The organism is Streptomyces sp. NBC_01549, from assembly GCF_026339955.1.
Taxonomy (GTDB): Bacteria; Actinomycetota; Actinomycetes; order Streptomycetales; family Streptomycetaceae; genus Streptomyces.
In genome coordinates, this window is the sequence record NZ_JAPEPW010000001.1 from 5636777 (window position 1) to 5654342 (window position 17566).

Genomic DNA, 17566 nt, shown 5'->3' on the forward strand with positions numbered 1-17566 from the left:
CTCACAGCTTCCCGCCGCGTTTGCCGTCGCGCGGGGCGGGCGCGATGAGGGTGGAGAGATACGGCAGCGGCTCGCCGCCGAGGTCGGCCGCGGGCCGGATGGACTCACCCTCCAGCCCGAGTGCGGACCCCCACACGGCGTCCTCGAGCCGGCCTGTCACCCGCAGCGCCTCCGCGACCTCGTGCGCCTGCCGCCCGAACTTGTACGCGACGACGGTCCCGGGCCCGTTCAGGGCGTCCTTGAGCACGGCGGCCCCGGCGGTCACCGGCACGAGGGTGAGCGGCTCGGTCCCTTCCGTGAGCACGGCCCCGGACCGCGCCGCCAGATCCTGCATGGCGGTGATCCCGGGCACGGTCTCGACGACCGTGCCGGGCACCAGCTCCCCGATGGTCTGCGCGAGATAGGTGAAGGTCGAGTACACGTTCGGATCGCCGATGGTCGCGAAGGCGACGGCCGTGTGCCGCCGGAGCAGCTCCGCGACCCGTGCGCCGGCGGCGTCCCAGGCGGCCTCGCGCCGCCCCCGGTCGGTCCGCTCGTTGAGCGCGAACACGACGCGGACGACCTTCTCCTCGGGCACGTAGTGCAGGACAGTGGCCTCCGCCCGTCCACGCTCTCCCGTGTCCATCACCGGTACGACCACGACCTCGGCGGCACGCAGCGCGTTGACGCCCTTGACGGTCACCAGCTCCGGGTCACCGGGTCCGACCCCGATTCCGATCAGCTTGCTGCTCATGACGTCCGGCACCTCTCCACGAACCGACGGGCCACACCGGGCTGTGACGCCCAGTGCGTGTGCAGATAACTCGCGTGCACACCTTGTTGTACGAAACCTTCGACGCGCCGCTGAGGGGCGCGCACCCCCCAGGCGGGAGCCGCCCCGGCGCCCGGCTCCACGACGGTCCGGTGGAACTCGTGCCCACGCATCCGGGTCCCGGCGGCGGCGAGCACGCTGTCGCTCACGGCCACGGCGTCCCGATAGCCCAGGGTGAGCCGCTCGCTCATCCGGGCTGAGACGTCGAGCACCCCGCACATGGGCTGCCCGTCGAGCTCACGCGAGAGATACAGCAGCCCGGCACACTCGGCGGCGACGGGCGCCCCGCCGAACGCCAACTCGGCCACGGCCTTGCGCAGCGGCTCGTTGGCGGACAGCTCGGGCGCGTATACCTCGGGGAAGCCCCCGCCGATGACCAACCCGTCGGTACCGTCCGGCAGTTGTTCGTCCCGCAGAGGGTCGAAGGTGACGACTTCGGCTCCCGCGGCGGTCAGCAGCTCGGCATGCTCGGCATAGGAGAAGGTGAAGGCGGCCCCTCCGGCGACAGCGATTCGGGGTGCCGCACGCAGCCCGGTCCCGCGATCTTTCAGCCCGTCCGACGTTTGAGGACGAGGCCGTTCAGGCCGATGGCGGGGGTCTGGGGGCGCAGCCCCCAGGGTTGGGACGGGAAGGGGCGGCGGGGGCGAAGAAACGACAGCCGCAGCCGCATCCCAGGCCGCACCCGCCAACGCGGGCGCGCTCCGCGCCAACGCGAGCAGTCCGTCGAGATCGCACCCCTGCGACACCTGCGAGGCCATGGCGGCAACCGACTCGACCGCTGCCGCGTGCCGCTCGGCAACGGGCACCAGCCCAAGATGCCGCGACGGCGTCCCCACCTGCGCGGCGCGCCGCAGCACCCCGAGCACCGGCACCCCGGATGCGTCCAGAGCCTCCCGCAGCATCTCTTCATGCCGCGACGACCCCACCTTGTTGAGAATCACCCCGGAAACCCGCACCTCGGGATCCCAGGAAGCGAACCCGTGCACCAGCGCGGCCACGGACCGAGACTGCGAGGAAGCGTCGACGACCAGCACCACCGGCGCCCGCAGCAGCTTCGCCACCTGCGCCGTGGACGCGAGTTCACCCTCCCCGGCGGCCCCGTCGTACAGCCCCATCACACCCTCGACGACCGCGAGATCGCACCCGCGCGCCCCGTGCGCGAACAACGGCGCGATCAACTCAGTACCGCACAGATACGCGTCGAGATTCCGCCCCACGCGCCCGGTGGCGAGCGTGTGATACCCGGGGTCGATGTAGTCGGGCCCCACCTTGTGCGGGGACACGGCGAGCCCCCATGAGGCGAAGGCCGCCATCAACCCCGTGGCAACGGTGGTCTTGCCGCTCCCCGACGAGGGCGCGGCGATGACCAGCCGAGGGACGGAAATCACCACTCGATGCCCCTCTGGCCCTTCTGGCCGGCGTCCATCGGATGCTTGACCTTGGACATGTCCGTCACGAGATCCGCGAACTCGACGAGCTTCTCGGGAGCGTTGCGCCCGGTGATCACGACATGCTGGGTCCCGGGCCGGTCCCGCAGCACGGCGACGACCTCGTCGACGTCCACCCATCCCCAGTGCATGGGGTAGGCGAACTCGTCCAGCACATACAGCTTGTACGTCTCGGCGGCGAGGTCCCGCTTGACTTGCTCCCAGCCCTCGCGGGCCTTCTCCTCGTTGTCCAGCTGCTCATCGCGCTGAACCCAGGACCATCCCTCGCCCATCTTGTGCCAGTCGACGGACCCGCCCTCGCCGCTGGCCCCCAGCACCCGCAGCGCGTTCTCCTCCCCGACCTTCCACTTCGCCGACTTGACGAACTGGAACACCCCGATGGGCCACCCCTGGTTCCATGCGCGCAGCGCCAGCCCGAAGGCGGCGGTGGACTTGCCCTTCCCGATCCCCGTGTGCACCACGACCAGCGGCCGGTTGCGACGCTGACGTGTCGTCAGCCCGTCCTCCGGTACGACACTCGGCTGCCCCTGCGGCATTACGCGGCCCTCCTCGAAGTCCCCTGCACATCGCGCACGAGCCCGGCGATCGCGTCGGCCCGCAACTCGTCCAACGTCACCGCCGTGCCGCCCAGTTCACCCGCGAGCCGCCCCGCGAGCCCGAGCCGCACGGGCCCCGCCTCGCAGTCGACGACCACAGAGGCGACCTGGTCGGCCGCGAACAGCCGCGCCGCTCGCTCGGCGAGCGCGACGGGTTCAAGGCCGCCGGTGGCTCGGCCATCCGTCACCACGACGACCAACGGCCGTCGCGCCGCGTCGCGCAGCCGTTCGACCCGCAGCACGTCGTGCGCGCGCAGCAGCCCCGCCGCGAGCGGCGTCCGCCCGCCCGTGGGCAGCGACTCGAGACGGGCGGCAGCCGCGTCCACGGAGGAGGTGGGCGGCAGCGCCACGTCGGCCGAGGATCCCCGGAAGGTCACCAGCCCCACCTTGTCGCGCCGCTGGTACGCGTCGAGCAGCAGCGACAGCACCGCGCCCTTGACGGCGCTCATCCGCTGCCGCGCCGCCATCGACCCGGAGGCGTCCACCACGAACAGCACGAGGTTGCCCTCACGCCCCTCCCGGGTGGCCTGGCGCAGATCGTCCCGCCGTACGACGAGACCGCGCCCCGACCGCCCCCGCGCCCGCTGATGCGGCGCCGCCGCCTGCACGGTCGCTGCCAGGTGCAGCTTGGTGAGCGCCCCCCGGGGCCGTCGCGACCCGGTGGTCCGCCCGTGCTCGGTGCGCGCCCGCGAACGCCGCCCGGCCGCGCCCTCGCCGAGCCCCGGCACGCTCAGCACCTTGGTACGAAAGGGTTCGGCGGCCCGTACGGGGGACTGCTCGCCGGCGCCCTGTGCGGCCGGCGCCCGCCCGTCGTCCGAGGGCTCGCCCTGCGCCGGGACGTCACCGGCGGGGGAGTCGCCCTCCGGCCCGTCCTGAGGTGGCTGCCCGCCCCCACCGGGCCCGTCCGGATCAGGATCGTCGTCGCCGCCGCCGTCCTGCTCCCCGAACTCCTCCAGCGTCTCGTCGAGCTTGTCCTCGTCGAGCCCCGGTGCGTCGAAGGGATTGCGTCGCCGCCGGTGCGGCAGCGCGAGCAGCGCCGCCTGCCGTACGTCCTCCGCCAGCACCTCGGTGCGCCCCGCCCACGCGGCGAGCGCGGTCGCGGTCCGTGCCATGACGATGTCGGCCCGCATGCCGTCCACCTCGAAGGCGGCGCAGGTCGCCGCGATCTGCCGCAGCGCCGGGTCCCCGAGCCGCACGGACGGCAACAGCTCCCGTGCCGCCACGATCCGGGCCCGTACGGCGGACTCCTCGTCGGCCCAGCGCGCCGCGAAGCCCGTCGGGTCGTCGTCGTAGGCGAGCCTGCGCCGCACGACCTCCACCCGCTGATCGGGCTCCCGCGAGGCGGCCACCTCGACGGTCAGACCGAACCGGTCGAGCAGCTGCGGCCGCAGCTCGCCCTCCTCGGGGTTCATGGTCCCGACGAGCAGGAAACGGGCCGCGTGGCGTACGGAGACGCCTTCGCGCTCGACGTACGAGGCACCCATGGCGGCGGCGTCCAGCAGCAGGTCGACCAGGTGGTCGTGGAGGAGGTTGACCTCGTCGACGTACAGGATTCCGCGGTGTGCGTCGGCCAGCAGTCCCGGCTCGAAGGCCTTCACGCCCTCCGCGAGCGCCCGCTCGATGTCGAGCGCGCCCACGAGCCGGTCCTCGGACGCGCCGACGGGCAGCTCGACCATGCGGGCCGGCCGGGTCTCGAAGGCGCCCGGCTCGTGCGGCCCGTCGGGACAGGCCGGGTCGGGCCCGGCCGGATCGCACGAGAACCGGCACCCGGCGACGACGTCCACCCCCGGCATGAGCGCCGAGAGGGCGCGTACGGCCGTGGACTTGGCCGTGCCCTTCTCACCGCGGACGAGCACACCGCCCACGGCGGGCGACACGGCGTTCAGCAGCAGCGCGAGCCGCAGGTCGTCCTGGCCGACCACGGCCGTGAACGGGAACGGGGTACTCACTGGTCGTCGCCCTCCAAGTCGCCTTCGAGCTCCAGATAGGTGGCGCGCAGCCGCTCCAGGGTGTCCGCGTCGGGCTCGGCCCACAGCCCCCGGTCCGCGGCCTCCAGCAACCGCTCGGTAATCCCGCGCAGCGCCCACGGGTTGGACTTCTTCATGAAGTCCCGGTTCTCCGCGTCGAAGACGTACTCCGCGCTGAGCTTCTCGTACATCCAGTCGTCCACGACCCCGGCCGTGGCGTCGTACCCGAAGAGGTAGTCGACGGTCGCCGCCATCTCGAAGGCGCCCTTGTAGCCGTGTCGTCGCATGGCGGCCATCCAGCGCGGGTTGACGACCCGGGCGCGGAAGACACGGTGCGTCTCCTCGCCCAGCGTGCGGGTCTTCACCTGGTCCGGTACGGCCGAGTCGCCGACGTACGCCTCCGGGCTCGCGCCCGTCAGGTGCCGCACCATCGCGACCATGCCGCCGTGGTACTGGAAGTAGTCGTCGGCGTCGACGAGGTCGTGCTCACGGGTGTCGACGTTCTTCGCGGCGACGGCGATCCGGCGGAACGCGATCTCCATGTCCCCGCGCGCCGCCCGCCCGTCGAGCCCGCGCCCGTAGGCGTAGCCGCCCCACACCGCGTACACCTCGGCGAGGTCGGCGTCGGAGCGCCAGTTGCGGGCGTCGATCAGGGGGAGGAGACCGGCGCCGTACGCGCCCGGCTTGGAGCCGAAGATGCGGGAGGTGGCGCGGCGCCGGTCGCCGTGCTCGGCGGTGTCCTCGTCGGCATGCGCGCGGACGTAGTTGCGGTCGGCGGGCTCGTTCAGCTCGGCCACCGCGCGCACCGCGTCGTCGATCAGGCCCACGACGTGCGGGAACGCGTCCCGGAAGAAGCCGGAGATACGGACCGTGACGTCGATGCGCGGCCGGCCCAGCTCCTCCAGACCCACCACCTCGAAACCGGTCACGCGGCGCGAGGCGTCGTCCCAGACCGGGCGGCAGCCGAGCAGCGCGAGGATCTCGGCGATGTCGTCGCCCTGGGTACGCATCGCGGACGTGCCCCAGACCGTCAGACCGACGGACTTCGGGTACTCGCCCGTGTCCTGCAGATACCGCTGCACCAGGGAGTCGGCGAGCGCCTGCCCGACCTCCCAACTCAGCCGGGACGGGATGGCCTTGGGGTCGACCGAGTAGAAGTTGCGGCCGGTCGGCAGGACGTTCACCAGCCCGCGGGTCGGTGAGCCCGACGGGCCCGCGGGGACGTAACCGCCGTCCAGGGCGCGCAGGATGTGGGTGATCTCGTCCGTCGTCCGGGCCAGGCGCGGCACGACCTCACGGCAGGCGAACTCCAGCACCGCGACGGCGTCGGGGAGTTCCACTCCCAGGACCTCCCGCACGAGAGCGATGCTCTCGGACGTCGCCCAGCCGCGCTCCTCCATGCCCTCCGCCATCCGGCGGCACAGCTGCTCCAGCAGGTCGATCGCGTCGGCCCCGGTCCGCGCCGGGCCCTCGACGAGGTCCGTCAGCTCCACCGGCACCTTCACCGGCGCGCCCGGCTCGGCGAGCAGCTCCTTCTCGACCAGCCCGAAGTATTCGGCGAGGCAGGCCCGCAGCCCCGGCAGCGCGTTCGCGTTGCCGCCCCACACCTGGGAGGCGCGCAGCACGGCCAGGACGAGGTTGACGCGCGGCTCGGCCTCCGGGCCGCCGCCGAGGATGTGCAGACCGTCGCGGATCTGCACGTCCTTGATCTCGCACAGATAGCCGTCGATGTGCATCACGAACTCGTCGAAGTCGCCGTCGTCCGGCTGCTCGTCGACATGCAGGTCGTGGTGCAGCTCCGCCGCCTTGACCAGCGTCCAGATCTGCGCGCGGACCGCCGGCGCCTTCGTCGGGTCCAGGTCGGACACCAGCGCGTACTCGTCGAGCAGCTGCTCCAGCTTCGCGAGGTCGCCGTAGGTGTCCGCGCGGGCCATCGGCGGTACGAGGTGGTCGACGACCGTGGCGTGGCCGCGGCGCTTGGCCTGGGTGCCCTCGCCGGGGTCGTTGACGATGAAGGGGTAGATGAGCGGGAGCTCGCCGAGGACGGCGTCCGGCGCGCAGCCGCCGCTGAGCCCGAGGCCCTTGCCCGGCAGCCACTCCATCGTGCCGTGCTTGCCCATGTGCACGACGGCGTCGGCGCCGAAGCTGTTCTCGAGCCAGCGGTACGCGGCCATGTAGTGGTGCGACGGCGGCATGTCCGGGTCGTGGTAGATCGCGATCGGGTTCTCGCCGAAGCCGCGCGGCGGCTGGATCATGACGACGACGTTCCCGAACTGGAGGGACGCCAGGACGATGTCGTCGCCGTCCACGTACAGGCTGCCCGGCGGCTCGCCCCACGCCTCCAGCATCCCGCCCCGCAGGTCCGGGTCGAGCTTGTCGAACCACGCCCGGTAGTCGGCGAGCGGCACACGCGCGGGGGCGGCGGCGAGCTGCTCCTCGGTGAGCCATTCGACGTCGTGGCCACCGGCGTTGATGAGCCGGTGGATCAACTCGTCGCCGTTGTCGGGGTGCCCTTCGACGACGTACCCGGCGTCCCGCAGCGCGTCGAGCACCCGTACCGCCGAGGCGGGTGTGTCCAGGCCCACCGCGTTGCCGACCCTGGAGTGCTTGGTCGGGTAGGCGGTGAAGACGAGCGCGAGCTTCTTGTCCGCGTTCGGCTTGTGCTTCAGCCGGGCGTGCCGTACGGCGATTCCGGCGACCCGCGCGGCCCGCTCGGGGTCGGCGACGTAGACCGGGACGTCGTCGGGACCCTGCTCCTTGAAGGAGAAGGGGACGGTGATCAGGCGGCCGTCGAACTCGGGGATCGCGACCTGCATCGCCGCGTCCATGGGGGAGAGGGCGGCGTCCGAGGCGTCCCAGGCACTCCTGGACGAGGTCAGACAGAGTCCTTGCAGCACGGGGACGTTCAGGTCGGCGAGCGCGCCGATGTCCCAGGCCTCCTCGTCGCCGCCCGCGGACGCCTCCGAGGCGTGCGTGCCGCCCGCCGCGAGCACGGTGGCGACCAGCGTGTCGGCCTTGCCGAGGATCTCGTACAGGCCCGCGTCGGCGCCGCGCAGCGAACCGCAGTACACGGCCAGCGCGTTGGCGCCGCGTCCCTCGATCGCGTCGCACAGCGTGTCCACGAACGCGGTGTTGCCGGACAGTTGGTGGGCCCGGTAGAAGAGCACGCCGACGGTCGGGCGGCCCTCGACGAACGCGCGCTCACCGTGGACGCCGTACTCCGGCATCTTCCGGGGCTCCTCGAAGCCCTCACCCGTGAGCAGCACGGTGTCGGAGAGGAACCGGGCCAGTTCGGTGAGGTTGTCCGGGCCGCCCTCGACCAGGTAGCGCAGCGCCTCGGCGACGACACCGGCGGGCACCGACGACTCGGCCATCAGTTCGGCGTCGGGCACGGACTCCCCGCCCAGCAGCACGGTGGGGATGCCCGAGGCCTTCAGCTTCCGCAGCCCCTCCTCCCAGGCGCGCTTGCCGCCGAGGAGTCGTACGACGGCGATGTCCGCGCCTTCGACGAGAGAGGGGAGTTCGCCCTCGACGTCCACCCGGGTCGGGTTGCCGATGCGGTACGGGGCGCCGGAGGCACGTGCCGCCAGCAGATCGGTGTCGGCGGTCGACAACAACAACACTGTGCTCATGCGGGCGCTCCCGGTGGAATGAAAGGCAGTCCTTGCGGCGCGCCCGACTCGATGAGCCGCCACAGCGCGTCCGTGTCCGCGTGTTCCTCGATCAGATCGCCGAGCCGGTCCAGCTGCTCCTCGCGCAGCGCGGCGAACGACGTGTCGGCGGCCGGCACGAATCGGCGGCCCGCGGCGGCCGCCACCTCGCGCAGGAAGGCACGCCGGAAGCCGTCCGACTCCAGCGCCCCGTGCCAGTGCGTGCCCCAGACGGCGCCGACCCGACACCCGTCCAGACTGTGTCCATCGTCATCGGAGATGAACGCGTCACCGCCCATGACTTCGGCGACACCGTGATGGATCTCGTACCCCTCGACGTGCTCGCCGAGGGCCTTCCCGACGGGCCGGGTCAGGGTCTTCTCGCGTGCGAACCGCACGCGGACGGGGAGGAGTCCGAGCCCGTCGACATGACCGGCGCGTGATTCGACCTCGTCCTCGATGTGCTCGCCGAGGATCTGAAAGCCACCGCAGATGCCCAGTACGGGCCGGCCTTCCGCGGCTCCGCGCACGATGGCGTCCGCGAGTCCGCGCTCGCGCAGCCACTCCAGCGCCTTCACCGTCCCCCGGGTTCCGGGGACGACGACGAGGTCGGCGTCGGCCAGCTCCTCGGCCCGGTCCACGAACCGCACGACGACACCCGGCTCGGCGGCCAACGCGTCCACGTCCGTGAAGTTGGACATGAGCGGGATCGCGCAGACGGCGACGCGCAGCACGTCCTCGCCGACGGGGGAGGTCACTCGGGACTCCCGGACCGCTCCCCGCAACGACACCCGCAGCCCGTCCTCCTCGTCGATGCCGAGGTCGTGCCGGAAGGGCAGGACGCCGTACGTACGCCGCCCGGTGAGGCCGTGGAGCATGTCGAGCCCCGGCTCCAGCAGGGAGACGTCCCCTCTGAACTTGTTGACGAGGAACCCGGCGACGAACTCCTGGTCCTCGCGCGACAGCAGGGCGACCGTTCCGAAGAACGAGGCGAACACGCCCCCGCGGTCGATGTCGCCGACGACGAGCACGGGGAGCCGCGCGTTGCGGGCGATCCCCATGTTCACGATGTCGGTGCGCCGAAGATTGATCTCGGCAGGACTGCCGGCCCCCTCACAGATCACCGCGTCATACGTGCCCCGCAACTCGGCGAGGCAGTCCAGCACGGTGGTGAGAAGAGCTTCCTGCCGCCCGCCGTGGTAGCCACGCGCGGTCATTTCGCCCACGGGCCTGCCCATGAGGACGACCTGACTGCTCCGGTCGCTTCCCGGCTTGAGCAGCACGGGGTTCATGAGCGCGGTCGGCTCCACGCGGGCGGCCTGCGCCTGCATGGCCTGCGCCCGCCCGATCTCGGCGCCCTCGCGCGTCACGAACGAGTTCAAGGACATGTTCTGTGCCTTGAAGGGCGCGACCTTGACGCCCTGCCGCACCAGCCACCGGCAGATCCCGGCGGTCACGACGCTCTTGCCGGCGTCGGAGGTGGTTCCGGCGACGAGCAGCCCGCCGCTCATGACGTACGTCCCTTCCTGAGAAGCCTCTGTACGAGCAGCCGCCCGCCGGCACTCACGCCGAGGGCGAGCCAGCCGACGCGGCGTGACAGCCGTACGGCCCGTTCGATGTCGTCGACGTGCACGGCGCGCCCGGCGCCGTTGAGTTCGGGCCGGTGCTCGACGCGCCCGCCGTAGGAGAGGGTGCCGCCCAGACGCACCCCGAGCGCCCCCGCGAACGAGGCCTCCACGGGCCCGGCGTTGGGGCTCGGATGCTTGACGGCATCGACGCGCCAGGCCCTCGCGGCCCCGCGTGGGCTGTCACCCGCGAGGGCGGCGAGCACGGCGGTGAGACGTGCCCCCGGCCATCCGGCGACATCGTCGAGCCGCGCGGAGGCCCACCCGTACCGCCGGTACCTGGGGGACTTGTGACCGACCATGGCGTCAAGGGTGTTGACGGCCCGAAAGCCCACGAGCCCGGGGACTCCGCCCACGGCCCCCCACACCAGGGCGCCCACGACGGCGTCGGAGGTGTTCTCGGCGACGGACTCGACGACGGCGCGTGCGATGCCGTCGGCGTCCAGGGCCTGGGGATCCCGCCCGCACAGATGCGGCAGCCGCTCCCGGGCCGTCTCGATCTCCCCGTCCGCGAGGGCGTCACCGATGGCCCGGGCCTCCCGCCCGAGCGTGGTGCCCCCGACGACGGCCCAGGTGGCAGCGGCCGTCAGCGCGACGGACGCGGCACGTGAGGGGCGTACGGCACGGGACGCGACGGCGGCGAGTCCGGCGGCACCGCCCACACATACGGCGGTGTGCAGGGCGCCCCACCCACGGTGGTCCCGCCACAGCACCCGCTCCACGGCTCCCGCGGTCCGCCCGAACACGGCGACCGGATGCCCCCGGCGGGGATCGCCGAGCAGCAGATCGCCGAGAAGGCCGGCGGCGGCGCCGTACGCGAAGACGCGATCGGCACGCACGGGGTCAGCCGACCGTCAGGTCGGGTGGAACCGTCGCTCGCAGGGCACTTGGGCAGCCGCGCATGGCGTTATGTCCTCACTCAGGGTGTCCACGCCCTGGTTCGACGAGACCGGCGGGGAGAGTTCCTGGCTCCCGGGGAGTTACTTCCCCGGTCACAGTGGCGGGACCGCGCCGGATTCACACCGGCTTCCTCTTCTGTCGCCGTACTTGGCTCCGGCAGTCCACCACGGGTTGGAAGACCCGTCAACTTGCTGTTGACCTGCGCGGGGAGAGTGTGCGAAGGCCCACATACAGGTGGGGTGCGGGACGGTGATCCGTCCCGCACCCCACTCGAAGTGGTGCCCGTTTTGGGTTACTTGCCGACGATCAGGAAGATGCCGTACGCCACCGCCGCGGCGCACGCCGCGAAGCAGACGTACGCGCCGGTGACCGCGAGGGTCGCGGAGCCGCCCTGGGCGGACGCGGACTCGCGCTTGGAGAGGCCGACGATGCCGAGGGTGAAGAGGCCGACGAGGCCGACGGTGGTCACGAGGCTGACTCCGAAGACGGAGCCGAGGGCTGCCCAGTCGATGTGCATGCTGTTCTGTCCTTACACCGTGGCCGGGCGGGTGGGCTCCGCGTCCGGGGACGGGATGGTGGTCTTCAGGTCGCCGGTGACGGGGCCCGCGGGCGGCGGGGTGACGGCGGCGATCGCGGTGGTGACGACGCCCGCGGGCTCGGCGGCGATGTCGTTGACGTTGTCGACGGTGACCGGCTGGCGGCGGGAGAGCTTCCAGATGGTGCCGGCGCCGGCGACGAGCAGTGCCCCGGTGAGGACGATGCCCCACGTGCCCTGCTTGGTCAGGAACTCGGCGGAGGCACCGGCCAGGCCGGCGGCCGGCAGGGTCAGGCCCCAGGCGACGAACATCCGGGTCGCGGTCGACCAGCGGACCACACCGCCCTTGCGGCCGATGCCCGAGCCCATCACGGCACCGGAGCAGACCTGGGTGGTGGAGAGGGAGAAGCCGATGTGCGAGGAGGCCAGGATGGCCGTCGCGGCGCTGGTCTGGGCGGCGAAGCCCTGCGGCGGCGCGAGGTCCGTGAGGCCCTTGCCCATGGTGCGGATGATGCGCCAGCCGCCCAGGTAGGTACCGAGCGCGATGGCCGTACCGGCCGAGACGATGACCCACAGCGGGGGGTTCGAGCCCGGGGCTATGACGCCGCCGGTGACCAGCGCGAGGGTGATGATGCCCATCGTCTTCTGGGCGTCGTTCGTGCCGTGTGCCAGGGAGACCAGACCGGCGGAGGCGATCTGGCCGGCGCGGTAGCCCTTGGCGGTCGCCTTCTCGTCGGCGCGGTTGCCGATCCGGTACGTCAGCCGGGTGGCCAGCATCGCGGCGAGTCCGGCCACGATGGGCGCGGCGACCGCGGGGATCAGCACCTTGGTGACGACGGTCGAGCCGTTCACCGACGACCAGCCGGCCGACATGACCGCGGCGCCGATCAGGCCGCCGAACAGTGCGTGGGAGGAGCTGGAGGGCAGACCCAGAAGCCAGGTCAGCAGATTCCAGAGGATGGCGCCGACGAGCGCCGCGAAGATCACCTGGACGCGAATGCCCTCTTCGTTGATGATCCCGCCGGAAATCGTTTTGGCGACCTCCACGGAGAGGAACGCGCCGACGAGGTTCAGCACGGCGGACATGGCCACCGCCGTCTTGGGCTTCAGAGCGCCGGTCGAGATGGTCGTCGCCATCGCGTTGGCAGTGTCGTGGAAACCGTTCGTGAAATCGAACACGAGAGCGGTGACGATCACGATTCCGAGGAGGAGCGTGATGTGTTCCATTTACCCAGGCTTCTGTTTGGCGTCAGTGGCAGGTGGACCGTAGGCAACCTGAGTGAACGGAAGATGAACTGGGGCGGGCGTTGGGGTGTATCAAACGGTGGACCGCCCCTCCGCTTGTAAGGGTCAGTGTGCGGGAGAGGCGGCCCGATGGTTTACCAGATGTTCGAACGGAGGCGGAATTTCGGGTTCCGTCAAGGGGTCTTCGAGGGTCCCTAGCCCTTGGCGAACCGCTTGAGCTGGGTCAGGGATCCGTTGAAGAGATTCTGGTCACCCGGGAGCGTGCCGCTGTTGTCGTACTGCCAGAACGTCCACATCGACCAGCCGGCCGGCAACGCGCCCGTGTCCGCGGAGTCGTAGCGGGCGAGCCACAGGGCATGGTTCGCGGCGAAGGCACTGCTGCCGCCGGTGCAGGTGTTCCACCAGTGGGTGGTCGTGTAGATGACCGGACGGCGGCCGGTCTCCCGTTCGAGTTCGTCGCTGAACGCCTGGATCCAGCTCACGATCCCGGTCTTGCTGAGGCCGTAGCACTTGTGCTTCTTGTCGTACGGGTTGTACTCGATGTCGAGCGCGGGCGGCAGCGTCCAGCCGTCCGCGCGCCAGGCGCCGCCGTTGCGCACGAAGTACGCGGCCTGGTTGGCGCCGGACGACTTGTCCGGTACCGCGAAGTGATAGGCGCCGCGGAGGATCCCCGCGTCGCGCGCCCCGTTGTACTGCTGGCCGAAGTACGGATTGCGGTACGTGTGGGACTCGGTCGCCTTCACATAGACGAACCGGGCGCCCTTCGCCTTCGCGCCCCGCCAGTCGATGTTCTTCTGGTGCGAGGAGACGTCGTGGCCCTTGGGTTTGGCCGCCGCCGCGACCGGGGCCCCGGTGAGAGCGGTCCCCGCGACGGTGAGTGCCGCGACGGCTGCCGCGGCCGCGAGGACGCGGGCACGACGAAGGAGTGGTTTGTGATCACGGGCCATATTTCCCCCCGGAATGGCGACGTGTGTGACAAATCCCCCAGAGGTTATTGGAAGATCGTTGAAAGTCCATCGATCGTCAGCCAATCACCCCGGGAGGGCGCTATGTCCCGCTATGTGCCCTTACGGACGTTTGGCTTCCGCCCTAAAGTGCCCTCGCCGACAGCCGGTTGACGCCCGCGCCTGGCAGGATCGCCGCATGGCTGAGCAGCGGCGGGACGCACGGGAAGTGCGGGACGCGGGGCAGAGCGCGCAGGGCGCGCACCAGCGGGAGGTGGCGGCCGCGTGGGACGAGCTCGTCGCGACGGCCCTCCGGACGGTGGCCGACGGACTGGTCGTCGGTACGTCGGGCAACGTCTCCGTCCGCGTCGGCGACATGGTCCTGGTCACGCCGACGGGAGTGCCGTACGACCGGCTGAGACCCGAAGACGCCGTCGGCGTGGACCTCGAGGGCCGGCAGGTCCTCGGTTCGCTCGCCGCGACGAGCGAACTGCCGATGCACCTCGCGATCCACCGCGCCACCGACGCGCGGGCCGTCGTCCACACCCACGCCGCGCACGCGACGGCCGTCTCGACCCTCGTCACCGAGCTCCCCCTCATCCACTACATGACGGGTGCGCTCGGCGGACCGGTCCGAGTTGCCCCCTATGCGACCTACGGGACCGCGGAGTTGGCCGAGAACATGCTCCAGGCCCTCACCGGCCGCACGGCCTGCCTCCTCCAGAACCACGGCACCATCGCCTACGGAGCCTCACTGGCCCAGGCGTTCGACCGCACCGCCCAACTGGAATGGATGTCCCGCGTCTGGCTCCTGGCGTCCTCCGTGCCCGGCCTCTCCCCGACGCTGCTCTCGCCGGAACAGGTGGGCGAGGCGGGGGAGCGGCTGCGGCGCTACGGACAGGGCGGCGGGGCCGGTCCCCGCTGATCCGGCGCGGTGCGGCGACCCGGTGGCGGGAGTCCATCACCCGCTCCCGCTGGCCGACCCGGCGCCGCGCCGGGAGACTGAACCCGTGCGTACTGTCAAAGCGACGGCCGCGGCCGTCTCCGTAGCCCTGGCCGCGGGCGCGGCCTCCGTGGCGGCGGGCCGGTTCGCCAGCGACGCCGCGCTGAAGGCGCCGCCCGGCAGGCCGCTGCCCACCGAGCCCCGGCTCACCGTGCACTCCACGGCCGCGGGCCGGATCACGCTCACCCGCGACCTGGCCTCCCTGCGCCCGGGAAGGTACGGCCTCACGGGCGACGGTTCGCACGCGGTCGTCGGCCCCGTCCTGGACGCCGCACCCCACACCGCCGACACGGTCGTACGCCGCCTCGAACGCGTCACCCACGGCACCCTGGAGGCCGGTGACAAGGCGTGGCTCACCCCGAACCTGCACATCGGCAACCCCGGCAGCGCCCTCGGCCTCGACCACGCCGACGTGGACATCCCCGGCGAGCTCGGTCCGCTGCCCGCCTGGTTCGTGCCCGGTACCCGCACCACCTGGGTGATCACGGTGCACGGGCTCGGCACCACCCGCGAGCACCCCATGAACGTGATGGAGCTCCTGCACCGCAACCGGCTCCCCGTGCTCGACCTCGCCTACCGCGGCGATCTCGGCGCACCACGCTCCCCGGACGGCCTCAGCCACCTCGGCGAGACCGAGTGGCGCGACCTGGACGCCGCCGTGCGCTACGCCGTGCGCTACGGCGCCGAAGAGGTCGTCCTGTACGGCTGGTCCATCGGCGCCACCATGGCCCTGCGCACCGCCGCGCACTCCGCCCTGCGTGACCGGATCTCCGGGCTGATCCTGGACTCGCCCGTCCTCGACTGGGGAGCCACGCTGCGCGCCCTCGCCTCGGCCCGCCGCACCCCCAGCGTCCTGCTGCCCCTCGCGGTCCGCGCCGCCCAGGGCCGCACCGGTCTGCACGGCGACCGGATCCGGGAGGCCGCCGACCCCGGCCAGCTCAAGATCCCGACCCTGATCGTGCACGGCCCGGACGACACCATCGCCCCCTGGGGCCCCTCGCGCCGCCTCGCCGAGCGCCGTCCGGACCTGGTCACCCTGCACACGGTCCCGCACGCCTCCCACGGCGCCATGTGGAACGCCGCCCCGAACTACGAAGAGGCCCTACGCCGCTTCCTCACCCCGCTGATGTAGCCACCCCGCTCCACGACGACCTCCGGGCACAGACCCCGCGAAGGCCCCGCGCACGCCCGCGTGACCATTCCCCGCACCCCCGGTGGAGCCGCCCCGAACCCCCCTCGGCGGAGCCGCCCCCAAGGCTTCCGGTTGGGATCCGGTCAACTCGTGTGAGGCCTCGCTCACACGTGTCGAGCCCCCTCGGAACCCCGTCCATTGGCCACCCCTGTCGCCTGCTGTGACATTCCGTTTGGGTTTTCGGACCGTCAACCGGAAGACTGCACCCGTGACGTCCCGTAACCCGCGCGACTCCAGGCTCCGACTCGTCCGCTCGCGCACCCTGGCTTCCGCCCCCCGAGCGGTGACCCAGCGCAGCTCGCGCCGACCCGCACCGCGGCCCCCCGAAGGCACTCCGCCGCCCGCGGAACTGGCCCGCATGGCCCGCACAGGCCTCGCCGCCGCGGCCCGCGTCGCCCGCTGGGCCGACGCCTCGCTCGGCCCGGGGAGCGACGGCGCGACACCCGACGGCCAGGGCACCCTCGCCGACGCGACCGCCGAACGGGCTGCCGAGGAGTTGGGCCTGACCCCGGCTCAGGTCCGCGCGGACTGGGACACCGCACGCCTCGCCGGCCTCGTCGAGGTGCACGGCGACATCGCCCGCCCCGGCTGGCGACTGCGCGCCTGGAACCGCGACGACAGTGCGGTTCTGCGCGGCTGGGTCGCCCTCTTCGACGCCTGGTCGCTCGCCCACCCGGAACCGGCCGACCGCGAGGCGTCCGCCGTCGCCGAGGTCGTCTCCGCGATGCCCCAGGTGCTCTCCTTCCTCCAGCTCTCCGCCGGGCCCGTCCCCATGGAGCAGCTCCTCGACCTCCTCGAGCAGCGCGTCATCGAACTGCGCACCGAGCGCTGCGAGATCCCCTACGGCCCCCAGCCGGAGCCCGCCCCGGAGGCCACCGAGATCGCGGACGCCCCCCTCGCGCCCCTGCTCGACTGGGCCCTGCACGCGCTCGCCTCCGTCGGCGCGCTCACCTGCGCCGAAGGGCAGGCCACGCTCACCCCGCTCGGCAGCTGGGCGGTCTGGGTCAAGCTGGAGCAGATCTGCGTCGCCGCGCAGAGCCCCGCCGGGAACATCGAGCAGCCTGCCTCGGACATGCTCCGCGGCTGCGCCCAGCTGCGCCCGAACGCGGCCCGCGCCGAGTACCGCGCCTGGCTCGCCGCCCGCCCCGTCGGCAGCGCCGTCACCGAACTCCTCGAAGCCGCCCGCGGCGAGGACGCCCTCACCCGCGGCCTCGCCTTTGAGGCGCTGCGCGTGGTCGGCGCCCCCGCCGAGCCCGACGTACGCGCCGTGGCCGAGGAGTCCTGGCTGCGCCCCTACGCCCTGCTGTGGCTCGCCGAGCACGACGGCCACGACCCGGAGGACGCCCACGAGGTGCTCACCCGCGAAGAGTCCACCTGGCTCTGGGTCGACACCGCCGCCGCCGTCGCCGACCACGGTGAGGCGCCGCTCCTCGTACGGCATCTGGAGTCCGCGGTGCAGCCCACCGTGCCCGCGCTCCTCGACGAGGTGCGCGCCGTCGGCCACCCCCGCACCGTCCAGGTCCTGGTCGCGCTCGCCGCCGCCCACCCGGACCCCGCCCTCGCCAAGGCCGTACGCCGCGCCGCCTTCCAGGTCCACACCGGAGGAAGCTAGGACCCGTCCACACTGGAGGAAGTCAGGACCCGTCTTCT

At 72.2% G+C, this 17566-nt stretch carries 13 protein-coding genes and 1 riboswitch; of the genes, 3 read left to right on the forward strand and 10 right to left on the reverse strand.

Annotated elements, in window-relative coordinates; translation table 11 throughout:
- Position 1: 1 nt before the first annotated feature.
- The 10 genes from cobI to OG819_RS25115 form a co-directional block, all read right to left on the reverse strand.
- Positions 2-733, reverse strand: a complete 732-nt coding sequence (gene cobI / locus OG819_RS25070; protein ID WP_266415466.1) for a precorrin-2 C(20)-methyltransferase — start codon at positions 731-733, stop codon at positions 2-4.
- Complete coding sequence (locus OG819_RS25075) at positions 730-2202, reverse strand: cobyrinate a,c-diamide synthase (protein ID WP_266651209.1); 1473 nt, start codon at positions 2200-2202, stop codon at positions 730-732. Before OG819_RS25075 ends, cobI begins: the two co-directional genes overlap by 4 nt.
- Complete coding sequence (gene cobO, locus OG819_RS25080) at positions 2196-2795, reverse strand: cob(I)yrinic acid a,c-diamide adenosyltransferase (protein WP_266415468.1); 600 nt, start codon at positions 2793-2795, stop codon at positions 2196-2198. The genes OG819_RS25075 and cobO overlap by 7 nt, the downstream gene beginning before the upstream one ends.
- Positions 2795-4804, reverse strand: a complete 2010-nt coding sequence (locus OG819_RS25085; RefSeq protein ID WP_266651210.1) for a putative cobaltochelatase — start codon at positions 4802-4804, stop codon at positions 2795-2797. Before OG819_RS25085 ends, cobO begins: the two co-directional genes overlap by 1 nt.
- Positions 4801-8454 (reverse strand): cobaltochelatase subunit CobN, encoded by a 3654-nt coding sequence (cobN, locus tag OG819_RS25090; RefSeq protein WP_266651211.1) that lies wholly within the window; start codon positions 8452-8454, stop codon positions 4801-4803. The genes OG819_RS25085 and cobN overlap by 4 nt, the downstream gene beginning before the upstream one ends.
- Positions 8451-9983, reverse strand: coding sequence for a cobyric acid synthase (locus OG819_RS25095; RefSeq protein WP_266651212.1), 1533 nt, complete (start codon positions 9981-9983; stop codon positions 8451-8453). The genes cobN and OG819_RS25095 overlap by 4 nt, the downstream gene beginning before the upstream one ends.
- A complete protein-coding gene (locus OG819_RS25100) occupies positions 9980-10936 on the reverse strand; it encodes a cobalamin biosynthesis protein (RefSeq protein WP_266623696.1) in 957 nt (318 codons plus the stop codon). The genes OG819_RS25095 and OG819_RS25100 overlap by 4 nt, the downstream gene beginning before the upstream one ends.
- A gap of 99 nt (positions 10937-11035) precedes the next feature.
- Positions 11036-11178: riboswitch (cobalamin riboswitch) on the reverse strand.
- 111 nt (positions 11179-11289) lie between these two features.
- A complete protein-coding gene (locus OG819_RS25105) occupies positions 11290-11514 on the reverse strand; it encodes a hypothetical protein (RefSeq protein ID WP_054232266.1) in 225 nt (74 codons plus the stop codon).
- A 12-nt stretch (positions 11515-11526) separates the two neighbouring features.
- A complete protein-coding gene (locus OG819_RS25110) occupies positions 11527-12759 on the reverse strand; it encodes an inorganic phosphate transporter (RefSeq protein ID WP_266623694.1) in 1233 nt (410 codons plus the stop codon).
- Between the two features lie 212 nt (positions 12760-12971).
- Positions 12972-13724, reverse strand: a complete 753-nt coding sequence (locus OG819_RS25115) for a lysozyme (RefSeq protein WP_266651213.1) — start codon at positions 13722-13724, stop codon at positions 12972-12974.
- A gap of 196 nt (positions 13725-13920) precedes the next feature.
- Between OG819_RS25115 and OG819_RS25120 the strand changes: the two genes are divergently transcribed.
- The 3 genes from OG819_RS25120 to OG819_RS25130 all read left to right on the forward strand — a co-directional run bounded on the left by OG819_RS25120 (position 13921) and on the right by OG819_RS25130 (position 17528).
- Positions 13921-14646, forward strand: a complete 726-nt coding sequence (locus tag OG819_RS25120) for a class II aldolase/adducin family protein (protein ID WP_266623691.1) — start codon at positions 13921-13923, stop codon at positions 14644-14646.
- Positions 14647-14731: 85 nt separating this feature from the next.
- Positions 14732-15856: a S9 family peptidase gene (locus OG819_RS25125; RefSeq protein ID WP_266623689.1), complete on the forward strand. Its 1125-nt coding sequence runs from the start codon at positions 14732-14734 to the stop codon at positions 15854-15856.
- 268 nt (positions 15857-16124) lie between these two features.
- Positions 16125-17528: a hypothetical protein gene (locus OG819_RS25130; RefSeq protein ID WP_266651214.1), complete on the forward strand. Its 1404-nt coding sequence runs from the start codon at positions 16125-16127 to the stop codon at positions 17526-17528.
- Positions 17529-17566 lie beyond the last annotated feature (38 nt).

What these genes read in the sequence shown, in the direction of transcription:
- cobI (WP_266415466.1), bottom strand. Translation starts at nt 733, where the DNA reads ATGAGCAGCAAGCTGATCGGAATCGGGGTCGGACCCGGTGACCCGGAG.
- OG819_RS25115 (WP_266651213.1), bottom strand. Translation starts at nt 13,724, where the DNA reads ATGGCCCGTGATCACAAACCACTCCTTCGTCGTGCCCGCGTCCTCGCG.
- OG819_RS25105 (WP_054232266.1), bottom strand. Translation starts at nt 11,514, where the DNA reads ATGCACATCGACTGGGCAGCCCTCGGCTCCGTCTTCGGAGTCAGCCTC.
- OG819_RS25110 (WP_266623694.1), bottom strand. Translation starts at nt 12,759, where the DNA reads ATGGAACACATCACGCTCCTCCTCGGAATCGTGATCGTCACCGCTCTC.
- cobO (WP_266415468.1), bottom strand. Translation starts at nt 2,795, where the DNA reads ATGCCGCAGGGGCAGCCGAGTGTCGTACCGGAGGACGGGCTGACGACA.
- cobN (WP_266651211.1), bottom strand. Translation starts at nt 8,454, where the DNA reads ATGAGCACAGTGTTGTTGTTGTCGACCGCCGACACCGATCTGCTGGCG.
- OG819_RS25120 (WP_266623691.1), top strand. Translation starts at nt 13,921, where the DNA reads ATGGCTGAGCAGCGGCGGGACGCACGGGAAGTGCGGGACGCGGGGCAG.
- OG819_RS25095 (WP_266651212.1), bottom strand. Translation starts at nt 9,983, where the DNA reads ATGAGCGGCGGGCTGCTCGTCGCCGGAACCACCTCCGACGCCGGCAAG.